This is a genomic window from Phocaeicola dorei, assembly GCF_013009555.1.
Classification (GTDB): domain Bacteria; phylum Bacteroidota; class Bacteroidia; order Bacteroidales; family Bacteroidaceae; genus Phocaeicola; species Phocaeicola dorei.
The window spans coordinates 3,870,392-3,889,650 of the sequence record NZ_CP046176.1 but is presented as its reverse complement, the minus strand read 5'-3'; the positions used below and the strand labels follow the sequence as shown (position 1 = coordinate 3,889,650).

The 19,259-nt window shown below is 42.2% G+C and carries 16 protein-coding genes; 15 read left to right on the top strand and 1 reads right to left on the bottom strand.

Annotation, left to right across the window (positions count from 1 at the left end):
• The first annotated feature begins 118 nt into the window (after positions 1-118).
• From GKD17_RS16450 to fmt, 3 genes are read left to right on the top strand one after another with little or no spacing between them, the layout of a single operon-like run.
• The gene (locus GKD17_RS16450) at positions 119-694 is read left to right on the top strand and encodes an L-threonylcarbamoyladenylate synthase (RefSeq protein WP_007831777.1); all 576 of its coding nucleotides are present in this window, start codon (positions 119-121) and stop codon (positions 692-694) included.
• 8 nt (positions 695-702) lie between these two features.
• Complete coding sequence (locus tag GKD17_RS16445; RefSeq protein ID WP_007831779.1) at positions 703-2,505, top strand: chloride channel protein; 1,803 nt, start codon at positions 703-705, stop codon at positions 2,503-2,505.
• A 13-nt stretch (positions 2,506-2,518) separates the two neighbouring features.
• Positions 2,519-3,493: a methionyl-tRNA formyltransferase gene (gene fmt, locus GKD17_RS16440; RefSeq protein WP_007831781.1), complete on the top strand. Its 975-nt coding sequence runs from the start codon at positions 2,519-2,521 to the stop codon at positions 3,491-3,493.
• A gap of 145 nt (positions 3,494-3,638) precedes the next feature.
• Here the strand turns inward: fmt and GKD17_RS16435 are convergent, their stop codons facing one another.
• Positions 3,639-4,421 carry a NigD1/NigD2 family lipoprotein gene (locus GKD17_RS16435; protein ID WP_007831784.1) on the bottom strand — a complete coding sequence of 261 codons (783 nt, stop codon included), beginning with the start codon at positions 4,419-4,421 and terminating at the stop codon, positions 3,639-3,641.
• A gap of 157 nt (positions 4,422-4,578) precedes the next feature.
• Between GKD17_RS16435 and GKD17_RS16430 the strand changes: the two genes are divergently transcribed.
• The 12 genes from GKD17_RS16430 (at position 4,579) to GKD17_RS16375 (ending at position 19,248) form a co-directional block, all read left to right on the top strand.
• Entirely contained in the window at positions 4,579-5,121 is a 543-nt protein-coding gene (locus GKD17_RS16430; protein ID WP_007831787.1) for an RNA polymerase sigma factor, read from the top strand.
• A gap of 2 nt (positions 5,122-5,123) precedes the next feature.
• Positions 5,124-6,419 (top strand): outer membrane beta-barrel protein, encoded by a 1,296-nt coding sequence (locus GKD17_RS16425; protein ID WP_007831788.1) that lies wholly within the window; start codon positions 5,124-5,126, stop codon positions 6,417-6,419.
• A 75-nt stretch (positions 6,420-6,494) separates the two neighbouring features.
• Positions 6,495-7,148: a ribulose-phosphate 3-epimerase gene (rpe, locus tag GKD17_RS16420; RefSeq protein ID WP_007831790.1), complete on the top strand. Its 654-nt coding sequence runs from the start codon at positions 6,495-6,497 to the stop codon at positions 7,146-7,148.
• 46 nt (positions 7,149-7,194) lie between these two features.
• On the top strand, positions 7,195-9,114 hold the full coding sequence (locus GKD17_RS16415; RefSeq protein ID WP_007831792.1) for a ComEC/Rec2 family competence protein: 1,920 nt from the start codon (positions 7,195-7,197) through the stop codon (positions 9,112-9,114).
• A gap of 49 nt (positions 9,115-9,163) precedes the next feature.
• Positions 9,164-10,204: a DHH family phosphoesterase gene (locus GKD17_RS16410; RefSeq protein WP_007831793.1), complete on the top strand. Its 1,041-nt coding sequence runs from the start codon at positions 9,164-9,166 to the stop codon at positions 10,202-10,204.
• Between the two features lie 82 nt (positions 10,205-10,286).
• A complete protein-coding gene (locus tag GKD17_RS16405; protein ID WP_007831794.1) occupies positions 10,287-10,922 on the top strand; it encodes a DUF4827 domain-containing protein in 636 nt (211 codons plus the stop codon).
• Complete coding sequence (gene glmM / locus GKD17_RS16400) at positions 10,919-12,307, top strand: phosphoglucosamine mutase (protein WP_007831795.1); 1,389 nt, start codon at positions 10,919-10,921, stop codon at positions 12,305-12,307. Before GKD17_RS16405 ends, glmM begins: the two co-directional genes overlap by 4 nt.
• Before the next feature lie 91 nt (positions 12,308-12,398).
• The gene (locus GKD17_RS16395) at positions 12,399-13,190 is read left to right on the top strand and encodes a glycoside hydrolase family 16 protein (RefSeq protein ID WP_007831796.1); all 792 of its coding nucleotides are present in this window, start codon (positions 12,399-12,401) and stop codon (positions 13,188-13,190) included.
• Between the two features lie 327 nt (positions 13,191-13,517).
• A complete protein-coding gene (locus GKD17_RS16390) occupies positions 13,518-15,038 on the top strand; it encodes an MFS transporter (protein WP_032935598.1) in 1,521 nt (506 codons plus the stop codon).
• A 12-nt stretch (positions 15,039-15,050) separates the two neighbouring features.
• Positions 15,051-16,178: an endo-1,4-beta-xylanase gene (locus GKD17_RS16385; RefSeq protein WP_007831798.1), complete on the top strand. Its 1,128-nt coding sequence runs from the start codon at positions 15,051-15,053 to the stop codon at positions 16,176-16,178.
• Between the two features lie 12 nt (positions 16,179-16,190).
• On the top strand, positions 16,191-17,162 hold the full coding sequence (locus GKD17_RS16380; RefSeq protein WP_007831799.1) for a glycoside hydrolase family 43 protein: 972 nt from the start codon (positions 16,191-16,193) through the stop codon (positions 17,160-17,162).
• Between the two features lie 349 nt (positions 17,163-17,511).
• Positions 17,512-19,248, top strand: coding sequence for a glycoside hydrolase family 43 protein (locus tag GKD17_RS16375; protein ID WP_008653769.1), 1,737 nt, complete (start codon positions 17,512-17,514; stop codon positions 19,246-19,248).
• The last annotated feature ends 11 nt before the right edge of the window (positions 19,249-19,259 follow it).

Here is a 19,259-nt window from a genome sequence, read left to right as displayed (position 1 = left end):
CCTTGATTGTTTTCCGAAACAGTCAAGGCATCTTTTTTTCAAGTTTAACTCGTCATTATCAAGAGGATTTGCTACATTTGCAACTTGTTGAAATGAGAACCAAATAATAAAAAACGATATGAACGAAGATTTTAGAGAGGATTTGAAGAAAGCCTGTGAAGTGATGCAGAAGGGAGGAGTGATTCTTTATCCTACTGATACTATTTGGGGAATAGGTTGTGATGCAACTAATCCGAAGGCGGTAAAACGAGTTTATGATATAAAGAAGCGTGCTGATAGTAAAGCGATGCTTGTATTGGTGGACAGTACGGTAAAAGTAAATTTTTATGTTAGTGATGTACCTGCGGTAGCTTGGAATTTGATTGAGTTTGCCACAAAACCATTGACTATTATTTATGATGGGGCACGTAATCTGGCAGAGAATTTGCTGGCTGAGGATGGCAGTGTTGGTATTCGTGTTACGGCTGAGGAATTCTCCAAACAACTTTGTTTCCGATTTCGTAAAGCTATTGTGTCGACTTCTGCCAATATCAGCGGTCAGCCTTCACCTGCCAACTTCAGTGAAATCAGTGAAGAAGTAAAACAAGCTGTAGACTATATTGTGGAGTATAGACAAGATGAAGTGGGGCATCCCAAACCATCCAGCATTATCAAACTGGGTAAAGGGGGAGAAGTGAAGATTATTAGAGAGTAAAAAAAGGAATGGACGCAATTATAGATGAAAATAAGAAAAGTTGGTTACAGCGCTTTATCTTATGGCGCGAAAAGAAGATAAGAGAGAAACACTTTATTCTTATATTAAGTTTTCTTGCTGGTATTTTTACGGCATTGGCCGCGTGGTTTTTGAAGTTTCTAGTAGAATGGATCAAGGAATTTCTGACTGAAAATTTTGATTCTACAGGAGTCAACTGGTTGTATTTGGTGTATCCGGTTTTTGGAATCTTTCTTACCGGATTGTTCATTCGTTACATTGTGAAAGATGACATCAGTCATGGGGTGACGAAAATATTATATGCCATATCCCGTCGTCAAAGCCGCATCAAGCGGCATAATACATGGTCGTCTGTGATAGCTAGTGCCATTACTATCGGTTTTGGTGGTTCCGTAGGTGCAGAGGCTCCGATTGTGTTGACCGGATCGGCTATCGGTTCTAATTTGGGAAGTGTATTCAAGATGGAGCATAAAACTCTGATGCTGTTGGTGGGGTGTGGTGCGGCAGGTGCTGTGGCCGGTATTTTTAAGGCTCCTATTGCAGGCTTGGTTTTTACTTTGGAAGTCTTGATGATTGATTTGACGATGGCATCATTGTTGCCTCTTCTTGTTTCCTGTGTCACGGCAGCTACTGTTTCTTATATTCTTACCGGTCCTGATGCCATGTTCAAGTTCCATATGGATGAACCGTTTTTGATGGAGCGCATTCCTTCGGCAATTCTGTTAGGCATTGCGTGCGGATTGGTTTCTTTGTATTTTACGCGGGCTATGAATTCTGTGGAGAATATATTTCGTCGATATAATAATCCGTATATCAAGCTGGCTATAGGCGGTGCAATGCTGAGCATATTGATTTTCTTATTTCCTCCATTATATGGTGAAGGGTATGATACTATTAATTTATTGCTGAATGGCGTAACCAATCATGACTGGAATACAGTAATGAATAACTCTATCTTTTATGGGTTCGATAATTTGTTACTAGTCTATTTGGCCATGATTGTACTTTTCAAAGTCTTTGCTTCCAGTGCAACGAATGGCGGTGGTGGTTGTGGGGGTATTTTTGCTCCCAGTTTGTTCTTGGGGTGTATCACCGGGTTCATCTTCGCTCATTTTTGTAATGAACTGCATATAGGTCCTTATATTCCGGAGAAAAATTTTGCTTTGTTGGGAATGGCGGGATTGATGTCGGGAGTAATGCATGCTCCGCTGACAGGTATTTTTCTGATTGCAGAATTGACTGGTGGGTATGATTTGTTCCTTCCGCTGATGATGGTATCTGTCAGTTCTTATCTTACCATTATGATATTCGAGCCACATAGTATTTATTCTATGCGTTTGGCTAAGAAAGGTGAATTGATAACACATCATAAAGACAAGGCCGTATTGACTTTGATGAATATTGACAGTGTGGTTGAAACTGATTTTGAGAAAGTGCGTCCTGATATGGATTTAGGTGAAATGGTTAAAGTCATTTCGCAGGCTAAACGCAATTTGTTTCCGGTAGTGGATGTCAATGGAGAACTTTTGGGCATTGTGGTATTGGATGATATCCGTAATATTATGTTCCGTCAGGAATTATACCATCGTTTCAAGGTAGAAAAATTTATGATTTCTCCTCCGGCACGGATCAATGTTACTGATTCAATGGAAGAAGTGATGAAGAAGTTTGATGATACAAAGGCCTGGAACCTGCCTGTGATTGATGAAGAGGGAAAATACAAAGGGTTTGTTTCCAAGTCGAAAATATTTAATTCGTACCGGCAGGTATTGGTTGATTTCTCTGAAGATTAAATAATGTAAGTATATGGAAAAGAAAGATTTGCGGATCGTATATATGGGTACTCCCGATTTTGCGGTGGAGAGCCTGAAAAGATTGGTTGAAGGAGGCTACAATGTAGTAGGTGTGATAACTATGCCCGACAAACCGATGGGACGACATGGCAGTGTGCTACAACCTAGTCCGGTGAAAGAATATGCTGTTTCTCAAGGTCTGAGGGTACTTCAGCCGGAGAAATTGAAGGATGAGGCTTTTGTAGAGGAACTCCGGTCTTTACAAGCCGATTTACAAATTGTAGTTGCTTTCCGTATGCTTCCCGAAATAGTATGGAATATGCCGCGTTTGGGCACATTTAACTTGCATGCATCTTTATTACCTCAATATAGAGGAGCTGCTCCTATTAATTGGGCGGTGATAAACGGAGATACGGAAACTGGTATTACGACTTTCTTCTTGAAACATGAGATAGATACCGGTGAGATTATCCAGCAGGTGCGTGTTCCTATTGCTGATACGGATAATGTGGAAATAGTACATGATAAGCTGATGTATTTGGGGGGAGATTTGGTTTTGGAAACCGTGGATGCTATTTTGGATGGAAGTGTGAAACCTGTTCCTCAGGAAAATTTGATCCGGCAGGAAACGGAATTGCGCCCGGCGCCGAAAATATTTAAAGAGACCTGCCGTATAGACTGGAATAAAGGTGTGAAGCAGATTTATGACTTTATTCGTGGGCTATCTCCTTATCCGGCTGCATGGACCGAGCTTTGTGTGGCTGATGGAACACGTCAGGTTTTGAAAATATATGAAACGGAGAAAGTTTTTGTTTCCCATGAGATGAATATAGGCGATATCCGTACGGATATGAAGACTTATTTTCAGGTGGCTGTAAAAGATGGTTTTATTAATGTGCTTATTTTGCAGCTGGCAGGAAAGAAACGTATGAATGTGGCTGATTTTTTGAGAGGCTACAGAACTTCGGATAATAATAAGGTGGAATAAATGATACGTTAGTATGTGTGTTGCTGATGTATTAACGGTATAATCTTAGTACACTATAAGTCGGTATAAATGATAAAGGCTGTATCGAAAGATTTTCGGATACAGCCTTTTCGTTACAATAAGACAGACAAGGAGTTGTTAAGAATCATTTAATTTTTGTGTTGGATATATCTTTCTGTATGAACGGAAAGTTTGTAGATTTACTTTTATTATAACTTACTGTAACGGTTTCTTCGCCATTGTTAATGGTATTCATTTTTATTTTAAATCCTTGTAGCTTACCCTCTTTATATCCGGGAACATCCAATAAAGGGAAGGATACATAACCAGGACTCGGATATTCCTGTCTGTCACCTTCGGCATTGTGGCGTAATTCTACGGCCATATATCCGTTTGCGTCAGGAACGGTTCCTTCTGTGGCTACAAGGCTGATCCGATGTTTGATATTAGAGTTGAAACCTAATATTTGGAACATAAGGGTCAGGTGTGTCTTACCCATAATGGGAGTGATGAGGTTGATTCCATCATGTCCGTAAATATCTTCATCGTTTTCTTTTAGTGTATCCATTGGTTTGGTTAAGATCTTCTGCAAGTAATCTATAGAAATAAAAGGTCCTTTCTTACTTGCATCTCCGGTCGGATTGGCTGCATTTATATAGGTATAAAAAATACGTTGTCCCGGATTATTTGTTTCAAAACGTGTTAATTTATCGGGATTCACTACGTATGCGATTCCATCATTATCGCTTTCTATCACTGCTTCACCGGGTACTTCACTGGGAGTTACTACGGTTGCTAAAGCGGCGTTAAAAGGCATTTCTGCTTGTATGTCGTAGATGTCATCATCATAGTCATTCAGGCAAGACTGAGTAAATGGAATCAGCATTACCATAATTATTACAAGAACTGTCGCTTTATATTTTCTCATATTTTCTGTTTCTAGAATTGTTTCTATCGCTTAAATGCGAAGATAGTAAGTTTACTGCTTGTAAAAATGTTAAATCTGCTTAAGCAAAAATTTTATTCTTCCGGATGCAGTATTTTTGCAGTCTTATCATTTATTCAATAAAGAAGTGTCACAAACAATGAATGAAACAGAATTGGTGGAACGTTGCGGCAAGGGCGATAACCTTGCACGCAAGCAATTGTATGAGCGTTATGCCGGGCAATTGATGGCCATTTGTGTTCGTTATACAGGTGATAGGGAAGTGGCACAGGATGTCTTACATGATGGATTTTTGAATATATTTCGTTCATTCAGTCAATTTACTTATAAAGGAGAGGGGTCATTGAAAGCATGGCTGGCACGTATTATGGTAAATGAAGCACTGGGCTATCTTCGCAAGAAAGCTTCTACCAATCAGGAAGTGATAGTCGAAGAGTTACCCGATGTGATAGATGGAGATGAGGATGATTTTGAGCAAATACCCCAATCTGTTTTAATGCAATTCATTAAAGAACTTCCGGATGGATATAGAACGGTCTTTAATTTATATGTATTAGAAGAAAAGGGACATAAGGAGATTGCTGAAATGCTAGGAATTACAGAACATACTTCATCGTCTCAATTATATAGAGCCAAAACCTTATTAATGAAAAAAATAAATGATTATAGAAAGAGGATATAGGAATGAAAGAAAAAGATAAATGGATAAAAAATTTCCGCACTCGGATGGAAGGCTATTCGGAACCGGCTCCTGCTGATCTTTGGGAACAGTTGGAAAAGGAGCTGGATACGGTTCCGAAAGTAATTCCGATGTGGCGCCGCTGGCAGGCTGCAGCAGCTGTTGCTTTGTTAGTGGTTGTGTCTTCATTGACTGTATGGTTTTGGCAGTCACCTTCAGCAAACTATTTGGAGCAACAATCGGCAGGGTTGAATGTAATGCACGAACCCGATGAGTTGGTGCCGGGATCAATCACTCCTGAGCAACCTATGGCCTTGGTAGTTCCTGCTGCCCGTTCTGAGGAAAAGAAACATGTAAAAGTTGTTCGGTCTGTTACGGCAAAGGCGTTAGCCGCCGAACAGGAGGTTTTGCTAAATAAAGAGGTAGAAGAGATACAGATAGAGGAAAATTATATTGAAGAGCAAAAAGAGGAATCTGTTATAGTGGAACAAAAACAACAGAAACAGGCCGGCAGATCTTCCTATTCGGCTGCCAAAACGAATTACGCTTATGTGGCTCCTCATAGAAAGAAGGACAGAAACTGGTCGATAGGACTTTCTACCGGTAATGGAACCTTTTCATCCTCGACTAGTATGGATGGATATTTGCCTTTGCCTAATGGTGCAAGGAACGCAACAATGAATAGTGCTTATGGAGTGGAAACAAGGGCTGAAATTGATAAGCTGGTTCAGTTCAATAACTTGTCGGAAGGACAGAATGCGCAGTCTGATATAAAATATCGTATGCCTGTTACTTTTGGAGCTTCCCTTCGTTTTGATTTAAGTGATGATTGGGCTGTAGAAACTGGGGTGACTTATACCCAGCTTTCATCCGAAACACGTTCGGGAACTCAAAAAAACAATTATGGCTGGGAAGAGAAACTGCATTATGTGGGTATTCCTTTGAAAGTGAACCGGAATATATGGAGTAACAAGCGGTTTGAAGTGTATGCTTCGGCAGGTGGAGCGGTAGAAAAATGTGTATCTGGAAAGCGAAGCATTATCGGCAGTGTTTCTACATCAAATGCAGGAAAAGATGAACAATTTTCGGGAGGGGAAGAAGATGTCAAAGTGAAACCTTTGCAATGGTCTTTGTCCGCAGCGGCAGGTGCGCAGTTTAAGATTACAGAGAAATTGGGTATTTATGCGGAGCCGGGAGTTGTTTATTACTTTGATGACGGCAGTAATGTAAATACGATTCGCAAAGAACATCCTTTTAATTTTAATATACAGTTGGGTGTGCGGTTTACTTTGCCGAAATAAAATGAATTTTTTCACTGTTCTTATATAAAATATGGTTATCTTTGTTCTGTATAAAAAGAATAAGAACAGTGAACCATGAATAGACCTCTGATATCCCCTTCTTTATTGTCTGCCAATTTTGCTAATCTACAGGCAGACATAGAACAAATAAATCGTAGTGATGCCGACTGGTTGCATATTGATATAATGGATGGTGTGTTTGTACCGAATATTTCTTTTGGTTTTCCTGTATTGAAATATGTAGCCGAGTTGTGTGAAAAACCTTTGGATGTACATTTGATGATTGTTAATCCCGAGAAATTCATTAAAGAAGTGAAAGATTTGGGAACAATGATGATGAATGTGCATTATGAAGCTTGTGTACATTTGCATAGAGTGGTGCAACAAATAAAGGATGCCGGAATGAAAGCGGCTGTCACATTGAATCCGTCTACTCCTGTGGCTATGTTGGTCGATATTATCCGTGACGTGGATATGGTATTGCTGATGAGTGTGAATCCCGGTTTTGGTGGTCAGAAATTTATTGTACATACCCTGGATAAGGTGAGGGAATTACGTGAGTTGATAACGAATACAGGTTCGCAGGCATTGATAGAGGTTGACGGGGGAGTGAACCTGGAAACCGGCAGACAGCTTGTAGAGGTTGGAGCGGACGTGCTGGTGGCAGGAAATGCTGTGTTCAAAGCTCCTGATATGTCAGACATGATACATCGGTTGAAATCTCTTTGAACTTAAAACCAAAGTGCGAAATATAGCGGCTGTAAAGCCTTGTTCCATGTTCCGGTTGACTATACCTCTAGTCGCCGGAATTTTTGTATCCGATCATTTTTTTCAAGGCGCCTTGCCTGTGCTTGTTTCTGGCACGGGAATATTGGGGTGCTTGATTGGCTTGATTGTATTGGTGAAATGGCAAGGCTACCTTTCCCGATGGTTATTTGGAGGCATGGTTTTTATGTTTCTATTTTGTGTAGGGGCATTGTTGCTACAGCAAAAATGGCAACGGGTGGACTATGAATGGTCATCAGGGAAGAATATGTATCAAGGGGTGATAGTGGATGTTCCACAAGAAAAGGCAAAAACATATCTCTGTAAATTGCGGATAGATAAAGAAATGTCTGAGAGGGGGATAGTTCCTGTTAATCGTATGATACTAGTCTATATTATGAAAGATAGTCTTTCTGTAAATTTACGATGTGGAGACCATTTGAACTTTTATACACGTATCTCGACTCCTGAAAGAGAGGTGATTCCGGGAGAATTTGATTATGCGGCTTATCTTTTCAGACAGCAAATTAGCGGAACGGCCGTAATCTTTCCGGGGTATTGGCAATGGACAGGCAAGAAATCGGCATTGACATGGAAACAGCGGACAGGTGTATGGAGAGAGAAAATACTGAACAGTTATCGGAAATGGGGGTTCTCGGGAGATGAATTTGCCGTATTGTCCGCTTTGACTGTTGGCTATAAGGAGGAACTGAGTGAGGATTTACGTGAAACTTATCAAGTGGCGGGAGTGAGCCATATCTTGGCTTTGTCAGGAATGCATATAGCTGTTTTGTGGGGATTATTGTGTTGGATATTGCGTCCGCTGGATAGAAGTTGTTTGCTGCGATGGGTAAAGTGTGGCATTATTGTGTTGTTGTTATGGACATTTGCTTTTTTAGTGGGGTTGCCCCCCTCGGTTATACGGGCGGTGGTAATGTGTATGTTAATGACAGTGGCACGTGCGGCAGGAGAACGGACTTTGTCATTGAATACTTTGGCTATAGCGGCATTCTTTATGCTGCTTTATAATCCTTTTTATCTTTTTGATACCGGGTTCCAGCTATCATTTCTGGCTGTATTTTCAATTTTGTTTATTTATCCTGTCATTTTTCGGTGCTGGCGGGTGCATCACCCTGTACCTCGTTATATTTGGGGGATAGTGGCGGTTTCGCTGGCGGCACAGTTAGGGACAGCTCCTGTGGTTATTTATAAATTCGCTTATTTTCCTGTTTGTTTTTTACCGGCCAATTTGATAGTGGCACCTTTAGTATTTGTTATAATTTATGGATCGGTAGCAAGTTTTGTGTTGTCTCCTTTTACGGTATTGCATATATGGGTGGTAAAAGGATTGAACGGGGTGTTGTGGTTGCTGAATAACAGTATGCAATGGGTGGGGGATTTGCCTATATCACATTCCGGCGATATACATTTGTCTTTGTTTCAGGTTGGTATTCTTTATGTATTATTATTTGTGTTATTATCTTATCTGTTATCTCCTTCACGGAAATTGTTGATTACTGTTTTGTGTGGAATCAATTTTTTTATAGGATTTTCAGGTTGTCTATATTATATGAAAGAGGAGTCTTTTCAGTTAATCCTGGCCCATTCGCAAGTAAAAGTTTCCCCTCAAAAAGATGTTTGGCAACAGGATAGCATTTATCATTATAAAGGTCTGAATATATGTGTTTTGGTTGATAACCGCTGGCGGAGCAGATCGGTTGATTGTTTGTTGGATATTGATTATATGTACTTGTGTAAAGGTTTTAAAGGAAAAATTGCCCCATTACAAAAAATATTTAAAATTAGGAAGGTCATACTGGATGCTTCGCTCGGTGGGTATAGATTGAATTTGTTAAAGGACGAGTGTAGAGGTTTGGGATTGGATTATATTGATATATCTCCGAAAGGTTCTTACCGTATTCTTCTGTGAATAAAGAATTAATTTGTAAATTTGCCATTTCAAAAGAAAAAGATTGAATATGTTATCAAAAGTAATTGCACAGGCTAATATAGACCATGCCGAAAAATGGTTTGAAAGAGCTGATAAAATAGTTATTGTTACCCATGTGTCACCGGATGGTGATGCCATTGGCTCCTCATTAGGATTATGGCATTTTTTAGAATCACAGGAAAAAACGGTGAATGTCATTGTTCCCAATGCTTTTCCGGATTTTTTGAGATGGATGCCGGGAGCCAAGGATATAATCCGGTACGATAAATATACTGAATTTGCCAATAAACTGCTGAATGAGGCAGATGTGATCTGTTGTCTGGATTTCAATGCTTTGTCTCGTATTGATGCGATGGCGGATGCTGTGGCTCAGTCGCCGGCACGTAAAATGATGATTGACCATCATCTTAATCCGGAAGCCTTTTGTAAAATCATTATTTCTCATTCTGAAATATCTTCTACATCGGAATTGGTTTTCCGGTTGATATGCCGTCTGGGGTATTTTGAGGATATCACCAAAGAAGGTGCTGAATGTATTTATACGGGGATGATGACCGATACAGGTGGCTTTACTTATAATTCTAATGACCGTGAAATTTATTTCATTATTAGTGAACTGCTTTCAAAAGGCATTGATAAGGATGAGATTTATCGTAAAGTTTATAATACATATTCTGAGGGACGTTTACGCCTGATGGGATATGTGCTGTACGACAAGATGCAAGTATTCCCTCAGTTCAATTCGGCATTGATTTGGCTGACAAAAGAGGAACAAAGTAAATTCCAGTATGTAAAAGGAGATACGGAAGGGTTTGTGAATATTCCGCTTTCCATAAAGAATATTATTTTCTCCGTATTCTTGCGTGAGGATACGGAAAAGAATATGATAAAGGTATCTCTGCGTTCTGTAGGTACTTTCCCTTGTAATAAAGTGGCTGCCGAATTTTTTAATGGAGGTGGTCATTTGAATGCATCCGGTGGTGAGTTTTATGGTACAATGGATGAAGCTATCGATCTGTTTAAACAGGCTTTGGTGAAATACGAGGAACTGCTTCTGGCAAAAAAATAGTTATTTTAGTATAATTGCATACAAACAATATAAAAGTTAGGGGCTTATTTATTAATTTTGCCCGAAAATAACAGAACTTAGAATGAAGAAATTAGGTATATTGTTCGCATCTGTGTTTCTTTTAGGGCTGGTCTTCCAGTCTTGCAATAATGGAAAGACCTATGCTGAAATGAAAGAAGAAGAGAGAGAAGCTATCAAACGATTTATTGAACGGGAAGATATCAATGTGATCAGCTTTGAACAGTTTCAGGAACAGGATTCTACAACCAATGTGGATGAAAACCAGTTTGTCCTTTTCTCGGAAACAGGTGTTTATATGCAGATTGTGGCAGAAGGAAATGGTGAGCGTTTGAAAGACGGTCGCTATGAGATTTTGGCCCGGTATGTGGAGGAACAGATTACTTCGGATGGAATAGATTCTTTGTCTTGGAATACAGACTATGGGAATTCTCAAATGGTTTATCCGGATGCTATGATGCTGACAAAAAGTGGAAAATCTTTTTCAGCTACATTCACCTCCGGTATAATGTATACAGTTTGGGGGACACCTTACGTACCTTCAGGATGGTTGATTCCATTCAATTACATAAAGGTCGGCAGAGAGATTTCCGGTCGTTCTAAGGTCAGACTGATTGTACCTCACAGTGAAGGACAATCTGACGCTTCTGCTTCTGTCTATCCTTGTTACTATGAAATAACTTATCAATTAGCACGATGACATTAATTAAATCAATATCCGGAATTCGTGGAACCATTGGAGGACACGTGGGGGAAGGTTTGAACCCGCTGGATATAGTGAAATTTACATCAGCTTATGCAACGCTGATACGTAAAACAACTACAGTAAAGAGCAATAAAATTGTAGTAGGACGTGACGCACGTATCTCCGGCGAAATGGTGAAGAACGTGGTATGCGGTACTTTAATGGGAATGGGATTTGATGTGGTGAATATCGGACTGGCATCTACACCGACTACAGAATTGGCTGTAACCATGGAAGGAGCGTGTGGTGGTATTATTTTGACTGCCAGCCACAATCCCAGACAATGGAACGCTTTAAAGTTGCTGAATGAGCATGGAGAATTTCTGAATAAAGAAGAAGGAAATGAAGTGCTGCGTATAGCAGAAGCGGAAGCGTTTGAATTTGCCGATATCGACCACATCGGAAGTTATCGCGAAGACAATACCTACAATCAGAAACATATAGATAGTGTTTTGGCTTTGAAATTGGTAGACGTGGATGCTATCCGTAAGGCCAATTTCCGTGTAGCTATAGATTGCGTTAATTCAGTTGGCGGTATTATTCTTCCTGAATTGTTGGAACGATTGGGAGTGAAGCATGTAGAAAAGCTCTATTGTGAAGCGACCGGTGATTTTCAGCATAATCCGGAACCCTTGGAAAAGAACCTGGGGGATATTATGGGGTTGATGGCCAAAGGCGGTTGTGACATGGCTTTTGTTGTAGACCCGGATGTTGACCGTCTGGCTATGATCTGTGAGGATGGAAAAATGTATGGCGAAGAATATACATTGGTGACCGTGGCAGACTATGTATTGAAACATACTCCCGGAAATACCGTTTCTAACTTGAGTTCTACCCGTGCTTTGCGCGATGTAACCCGTAAATATGGTTGCGAATACAATGCTTCGGCTGTAGGGGAAGTGAATGTGGTTACCAAGATGAAAGCGACTCATGCAGTGATTGGAGGTGAAGGAAATGGTGGAGTAATCTATCCTGAAAGCCATTACGGACGTGATGCATTGGTGGGAATTGCTTTATTCCTGAGCCATTTGGCACACGAAGGGAAGAAAGTCAGTGAACTGCGTGCTACTTATCCTCCTTATTTCATTGCCAAGAATCGCATTGATCTGACTCCGGAAACGGATGTGGACGCTATTTTGGCCAAAATAAAGGAACTGTATAAGGATGAAGAGATAAACGACATAGACGGTGTGAAAATCGATTTCCCAGACAAGTGGGTACATTTGCGTAAGAGTAATACTGAACCTATTATCCGTGTTTATTCTGAGGCTGCAACCATGGAAGCGGCAGATGAAATAGGCCAGAAGATAATGGATGTGGTTTATAGCTTGGCGAAATAAATACATTATTAATAGATAAATTAGCCGTATTGAATGAGATTATATTTCGTTTGATACGGCATTGTTTTTTTATCAGATAGAAATAAATACTATGAGAAAAAGCCTTTTATTTGTTTGGGCCTGTATGGGGCTGGTTTGTTTGGTGAGTGCTTGTAAGACATCGGTTAAAAGTAAAGAATGGAAGCTGGTATGGGTGGAGAATTTTGATCAAAAAAACAGTTTTGACGAATCGGTATGGACTAAGATACCTCGCGGAACATCCGATTGGAACAACTATATGTCTTATTATGATTCATGTTATGCTATGCAGGATGGAAATCTGATACTTCGTGGAATAGCCAATCATACTCAAAAAAATGATACGGCTCCTTATCTGACGGGAGGTGTCTATACCAAAGGAAAGAAATTGTTTACAGGGGGAAGAGTGGAGATACGTGCTAAATTGCAAGCCGCTAAGGGGGCATGGCCGGCTATATGGATGCTTCCCGAAAAAGCGGAGTGGCCCAAAGGAGGTGAGATTGATATTATGGAACGGTTGAATCATGATCGTATTGCTTATCAGACTACCCATTCTTACTATACACATGTCTTAGGTATAAAGGATAATCCGCCTCACGGAGGTATTAATAAGATAAATCCTGAGGAATACAATATCTATTCGGTAGATATTTATCCGGATAGCCTGGTGTTTGCTGTCAATCATCGTCATACCTATACTTATCCGCGCATTGATACGGACAAGGAAGGGCAGTTCCCTTTCTATCAACCTTACTATTTATTGATAGATATGCAGTTGGGCGGTTCATGGGTTGGCGCTGTGGACCCGAAAGAATTACCTGTGGAAATGTGGGTGGACTGGGTGAAGTATTACGAGAAACGCTGAATGCTGTTTGTCGGGAAACGGGGGGCTGTTCAATGTTGAACAGCCCCCCGTTATGTTTAATTATAAGGTAAATAGGCCTGGATGTAACATCATCAAAGAAAAATGTTACAGGCGGAGCACGTCTGTTCTGCCTGTAAAGATGCGTGTATCATTGTGATTACAGGAATCATAAAGCTTTGTGTACTTTTGTTTCGTCTGGAATAAGATTCTAAAGATTGGAGCAGGGACAACATTTTGTTTAGCTCATTTTTGTTTTCAATAGGCATAAAGTAATTCCAGCCAATGGATGGAATTACTTTTTATGGAAGATATTTTAATGTAATAACCATGAATACACAAAGTCAAAAAGTTTCGATGGCCGAGAAAATCGGTTACAGCCTGGGGGATTGCTCGGCTAATCTGGTCTTCCAGATGATGATGATTTATCAGACAAAGTTTTATACGGACATATTCGGTCTGGAAGGTGCCATTGCCGGTACGGTGATGTTGGTGGCGCGTATCACGGATGCCTTTGTCGATCCTACAGTGGGGTTATTGAGTGACCGCACCAAGACACGTTTCGGGAAATATCGTCCGTGGGTGCTTTGGACTGCGTTGCCTTTCATGGTTTTCTATGTGTTGGCTTTCTATAATCCGGGCATTGAAGATAAAGGGCTGGTAGCATTGTATGCTACGCTGTCTTATACCTTGCTGATGAGCCTTTATTCTTTTAACAATACGCCGTATGCTTCTTTGGGCGGAGTGATGTCCGGTGATATAAAGGAACGTACCAGTATCACTTCCATTCGTTTTGTGGCGGCTACCATTGCCCAGTTTGTGGTGCAGGGACTTACGCTCCCTTTGGTAAGCAAGTTTTCGGATGGTGGAGACAAAGCGCATGGCTGGTTATGTACCATCTCTTTGTTCGCTTGTATCGGGTTCGTTTTTCTGGTCATTACTTTCTTTTCAACTCGTGAGCGCATAGAGCCGCCTGCCAGTCAAAAGACAGATACGCGTCAGGATATAAAGGATGTGTTTGGAAGCGTTCCTTGGCGGGCTATGTTCATACTTACGCTTTTCATTTTTATTACGCTTGCCATGTGGGGTAGTGCCATGAACTATTATTTTGAGAATTATGTGGATGCCGGAGCATTGTATGCCTTTCTTGACCGTCTGGGACTGGTGGCAATGGAAACGGATGGCAGCGCGGGGTATGCTGTGTTGAATGCTTTCGGGCTGGTAGTCAATTCTTCCGATAAGGCATACGAGGTAGGATTTGGAGTGTTTAATATGTTGGGAGCACTTGTCCAGTTCTTTGGGGTGATTCTCTTGTCCGGCTTTTTGGCAAATCGTTATGGTAAGAAACGCGTTTTTATCGTTTGCCTCTCACTTACGGCCATTTTTACAGCTTTGTTCTATTTCCCGGGAAAAGCGGATGTGGAAACGATGTTTGTACTGAATTTCCTGAAGAGTTTGGCATACGCGCCGACTGTACCTTTGTTGTGGGCGATGATTGCGGATGTAGCCGACTATTCAGAATATAAAAATTACCGTCGCGCCACAGGCTTTGTGTTTGCTGGTGTAGTTTTTGCCTTGAAGGCCGGGCTGGGTATCGGTGGGGCCATCCTGGGGTTTCTGCTTTCAGGATTTGGGTATGTGTCCGGTATCGGGGCAGAGCAAAGCGGTACGGCTATAAGGGGGATTGTACTTTCCTCCAGTCTGATTCCGGCTATGATATTTGGAATGGGAGTAGCTGCCTTATGCTTCTATCCTATTACAAAAAAATACAACGAACAGATGCAGGCGGAACTTGCTGACCGTCGCAGTAAGGCCGGTTATTGTATAAAAAGAACAAGTTATTTACCTTAAAAACTTTGTAATATGAAAATAAGATATGTAACATTATTGGCTGCCATTGCCGGATTAATGGCCGCTTGCGGCAATGACCGGAAGGCCGGTATGCAGCCGGATCCTTCGCTGAAGGAAGCAGCTTCGGGCAAGTTTCTGATGGGGGTAGCGTTGAATGTACGTCAGGCAGCAGGTCAGGATACTTGCGCCTCGAAAGTGGTAAAACGTCATTTTAATTCTATTGTGGCCGAGAATTGCATGAAATGCGAAGTGATTCATCCGGAGGAAGACCATTTTGATTTTACGGAAGCGGACCGGTTGGTTCGTTTTGGCGAGGAGAACGATATGGCTGTTATAGGGCATTGCCTTATCTGGCATTCACAGCTGGCACCTTGGTTCTGTGTGGACGAACAAGGAAAAACAGTAAGTGCCGACATCTTGAAGGAGCGTATAAAAAAACATATCCAGACTATTGTGACGCACTATAAAGGGCGTATAAAGGGCTGGGATGTGTTGAATGAAGCCATTGAATCGGACGGCTCCTGGCGTAAATCTCCTTTTTACGAGATATTAGGCGAAGAGTACATCCCGCTTATTTTTCAGTATGCTCATGAGGCAGATCCGGAAGCCGAACTTTACTATAATGATTATGGCATGGACGGGAAGGCTAAGCGTGACAAAGTAGTCGAATTGGTAAAGATGCTGAAAGACCGTGGACTGCGCATCGACGCGGTAGGTATGCAGGGACACATGGGAATGGATTATCCGTCAGTGTCCGAATTTGAAGCCAGTATACTGGCATTTGCAGCTGCCGGAGTAAAGGTGATGGTAACCGAATGGGATATGAGTGCATTGCCCACGGCACGGATGGGAGCCAATATTTCGGACACGGTGTCTTATAAACAATCCCTGAATCCCTATCCCGACGGTTTGCCCGACTCTGTGTCTGTGGCATGGAATAACCGGATGAAGGAATTTTTCGGTCTTTTCCTGAAACATTCGAATATCATTACCCGTGTGACGGCGTGGGGGGTGACGGACGGTGACTCATGGAAGAATAATTTCCCTGTGCCCGGACGTGTGGATTATCCTTTATTGTTCGACCGTGATTGCCGGCCGAAACCTTTTGTGGAAGAACTGATTGGAAAACAGAACATTTAATAACGTAACGATATGGAAAAGAAATTCAGATACTTGGTGCCTGGAGACTATATGGCAGATCCTGCCGTACATGTTTTTGACGGAAAGCTTTACATTTATCCTTCTCATGACCGTGAGAGCGGAGTGGAGGAGAATGACAATGGTGATCATTTTGACATGTGTGACTATCATGTCTTTTCTACAGAAGATGTGATGAACGGAACAGTGACCGATCACGGAGTCGTACTGAAAGTTTCGGATATCCCTTGGGCCGGGCGTCAGTTGTGGGATTGTGATGTGGCTCGTAAAAACGGGAACTATTATATGTATTTTCCATTGAAAGACCGGAACGACATCTTCCGTATCGGCGTGGCGGTGAGCGATTGCCCCGAAGGGCCGTTCATTCCCCAGCCCGATCCCATGCGTGGAAGCTACAGTATAGATCCGGCGGTATTTGATGATGGTAATGGGAACTATTATATGTATTTCGGCGGTTTATGGGGCGGGCAGCTTCAGCGTTATCGCAACAACAAGGCATTGGAGTGTGCGGCTTTTCCGGCTGATGGTGAACCGGCTTTGCCTTCACGTGTGGTGAAACTTTCGGACGATATGCTTCAGTTTGCCGAAGAGCCGCGGCCTTTGGTTATTCTGGATGAACACGGACATCCGTTGACTGCCGGTGACAATGCGCGCCGCTTTTTCGAGGCTTCATGGATGCACAAGTATAACGGGAAATATTATTTTTCTTATTCTACGGGAGACACTCATCTGCTTTGCTATGCCACAGGAGATAATCCGTATGGTCCGTTCACTTATCAAGGGGTTATTTTGCAGCCTGTGGTAGGTTGGACTACTCATCATGCCATTGTAGAATACAAAGGAAAATGGTATCTGTTTCACCACGATTGTGTCCCTTCGGGGGGAACCACTTGGTTGCGCAGCCTGAAGGTGTGCGAATTGGAGTACGATGCGGAAGGGAAAATAAAGACCATAGAATCTGTCTAAAAATAAATCAGTGATACATCATCCGGACAGATTGGACCGGTTGCTTTGCCGGGTATTGTCCAAACAGACCGTTTGCAGAGATTCCGTTCGTCGTCCGGGACTTACAAACGGTCTTTTTATATCCGTGTTCTTCAATTACAGTATCTGGTGGCGTAATTATAATTTGTTGTAATATAGTATGTTATGTATGTATTGTAACGCAAATAAAGATTCATGTAACACGTTTGAAGCAAGATGTAACTCTACGAAAGATGCGTGTATCATGCAGAGAATTTATATTCGGCGACACTTTCTATATTTGCGTCTGAAATCCGTAAAGGAATTGGTCAATTATAATACTAGAAAGACAATGAAACAAAAACAAAAGCTGAAAAGATGGTCGGGCGTGCTGATCGCTTTAGGGGTGTTGGGCTCCTCCTTTACCTCATGTAGTTCGATCAAGAAAGGAAATGATTTGCCAGTTGTAGGAAAGTCTGTCGCTCTTTTCGATTACTTTAATTATAAAGGTGAGGATGATGTCTATATTTCCAATCCGCTTCCGGGAGATGATTATTTTTATAATCCCATTCTGCCGGGATGGTATTCCGATCCCAGCATTTGCACCAATGGCGAAGGCGATTATTTTCTGGCTGTTTCCACCTTTACTTATTATCCGGGTGTGCCTCTTTTCCACAGCAAAGACTTGGTGAACTGGAAGCAGGTAGGACATATCTTGAATCGTCCTTCTCAATTAGTCAACATGGAGGGGCAACACGTAAGCGGAGGAATTTTTGCTCCGGCCATATCCTACAACCCGCATAACAAGACTTATTATATGGTTACTACCAATGTAGGGGCCGGAAACTTCTTTGTGAAGACACAAGATCCTTTTGGCGAATGGTCTGATCCTATTATGTTGCCCGAAGTGACAGGCATTGATCCCTCTTTCTTTTTCGATGAAGATGGGAAGGCCTACCTTGTCAATAATGATGACGCGCCGGACAACAAGCCCGAATACAGTGGACATCGTACCATCCGTGTGCAGGAATTTGATGTGAATGCGGACAAGACGGTGGGACCGCGCAAGATTCTGGTGAACAAGGGAGCTCGTCCGGAGGACAAGCCCATCTGGATTGAAGGTCCGCACCTTTATAAAATAAACGGGAACTACTTCCTGATGTCTGCCGAGGGTGGAACAGCCGGATGGCATTCGGAAGTAATTTTCCGTGGTGATTCTCCGACGGGCAAATTCATACCGTGGAAGAATAACCCTATTCTGACCCAGCGTCAGCTGGATGCGGAGCGTCCCAATCCGGTGACGTGCGCCGGACATGCCGACTTGGTTCAAACCCGGGAAGGGGATTGGTGGGCAGTCTTTCTGGCTTGCCGTCCCATAAACAACACGTTCGAGAATTTAGGACGTGAGACTTTTATGATGCCCGTCAAGTGGAGTGAGGATGGTTTCCCCTATATGACGCAGGGGGATGATCTGGTGCCAGTCATTGTCCGCCGCGAAGGAGTGAAGCGTGACGAATCTGCCACCTTCGGAAACTTTGAAATGAATGACGGTTTCGACGGACAAACATTGGGTATGGAATGGATGACTTTGCGTGCTCCTGCTACCGGACTTTACTCGCTTTCCCAGACTCCGGGTTATCTCACTTTGAAATGTGATTCAGTCAGTGCTTCCGAAAAGAAGGTGCCGGCTTTTATATGCCGCCGGTTGCAGCATCATAAGTTCGAATGCAGCACGCGTATGTTGTTCTGTCCGCAGAGCAAGGCGGAGCAAGCGGGCATATTGTTGTTCAAGGACGAAAAGCATCAATATTTCCTGGCTGTAGGCAGGGATGACCAAGGTGAATGTATTTCCCTCAGGCAGATAGGCGATGGGGAAAGTAAGATGCTGGCTTCCGTTCGCTTGGACGACAGAGGAGTGCTTACCGACCTGAAGGTGGTTTCGCGCGGAACACATTATGATTTCTACTATGCTCGCCAGGAAGGTGTGTGGAACGTGTTGTGCAGGAACGTGGACGCCGGGTATCTGTCAACGGCCACTGCCGGAGGCTTTACCGGAACAACGATAGGCATGTATGCCACCTTAAAATAAATGACTATTTG

Excerpts from the sequence above, each read along its gene's own strand:
- GKD17_RS16450 (WP_007831777.1), top strand. The coding sequence starts at position 119 with ATGAACGAAGATTTTAGAGAGGATTTGAAGAAAGCCTGTGAAGTGATG.
- GKD17_RS16445 (WP_007831779.1), top strand. The coding sequence starts at position 703 with ATGGACGCAATTATAGATGAAAATAAGAAAAGTTGGTTACAGCGCTTT.
- fmt (WP_007831781.1), top strand. The coding sequence starts at position 2,519 with ATGGAAAAGAAAGATTTGCGGATCGTATATATGGGTACTCCCGATTTT.
- GKD17_RS16435 (WP_007831784.1), bottom strand. The coding sequence starts at position 4,421 with ATGAGAAAATATAAAGCGACAGTTCTTGTAATAATTATGGTAATGCTG.
- GKD17_RS16430 (WP_007831787.1), top strand. The coding sequence starts at position 4,579 with ATGAATGAAACAGAATTGGTGGAACGTTGCGGCAAGGGCGATAACCTT.
- GKD17_RS16425 (WP_007831788.1), top strand. The coding sequence starts at position 5,124 with ATGAAAGAAAAAGATAAATGGATAAAAAATTTCCGCACTCGGATGGAA.
- rpe (WP_007831790.1), top strand. The coding sequence starts at position 6,495 with ATGAATAGACCTCTGATATCCCCTTCTTTATTGTCTGCCAATTTTGCT.
- GKD17_RS16415 (WP_007831792.1), top strand. The coding sequence starts at position 7,195 with ATGTTCCGGTTGACTATACCTCTAGTCGCCGGAATTTTTGTATCCGAT.
- GKD17_RS16410 (WP_007831793.1), top strand. The coding sequence starts at position 9,164 with ATGTTATCAAAAGTAATTGCACAGGCTAATATAGACCATGCCGAAAAA.
- GKD17_RS16405 (WP_007831794.1), top strand. The coding sequence starts at position 10,287 with ATGAAGAAATTAGGTATATTGTTCGCATCTGTGTTTCTTTTAGGGCTG.
- glmM (WP_007831795.1), top strand. The coding sequence starts at position 10,919 with ATGACATTAATTAAATCAATATCCGGAATTCGTGGAACCATTGGAGGA.
- GKD17_RS16395 (WP_007831796.1), top strand. The coding sequence starts at position 12,399 with ATGAGAAAAAGCCTTTTATTTGTTTGGGCCTGTATGGGGCTGGTTTGT.
- GKD17_RS16390 (WP_032935598.1), top strand. The coding sequence starts at position 13,518 with ATGAATACACAAAGTCAAAAAGTTTCGATGGCCGAGAAAATCGGTTAC.
- GKD17_RS16385 (WP_007831798.1), top strand. The coding sequence starts at position 15,051 with ATGAAAATAAGATATGTAACATTATTGGCTGCCATTGCCGGATTAATG.
- GKD17_RS16380 (WP_007831799.1), top strand. The coding sequence starts at position 16,191 with ATGGAAAAGAAATTCAGATACTTGGTGCCTGGAGACTATATGGCAGAT.
- GKD17_RS16375 (WP_008653769.1), top strand. The coding sequence starts at position 17,512 with ATGAAACAAAAACAAAAGCTGAAAAGATGGTCGGGCGTGCTGATCGCT.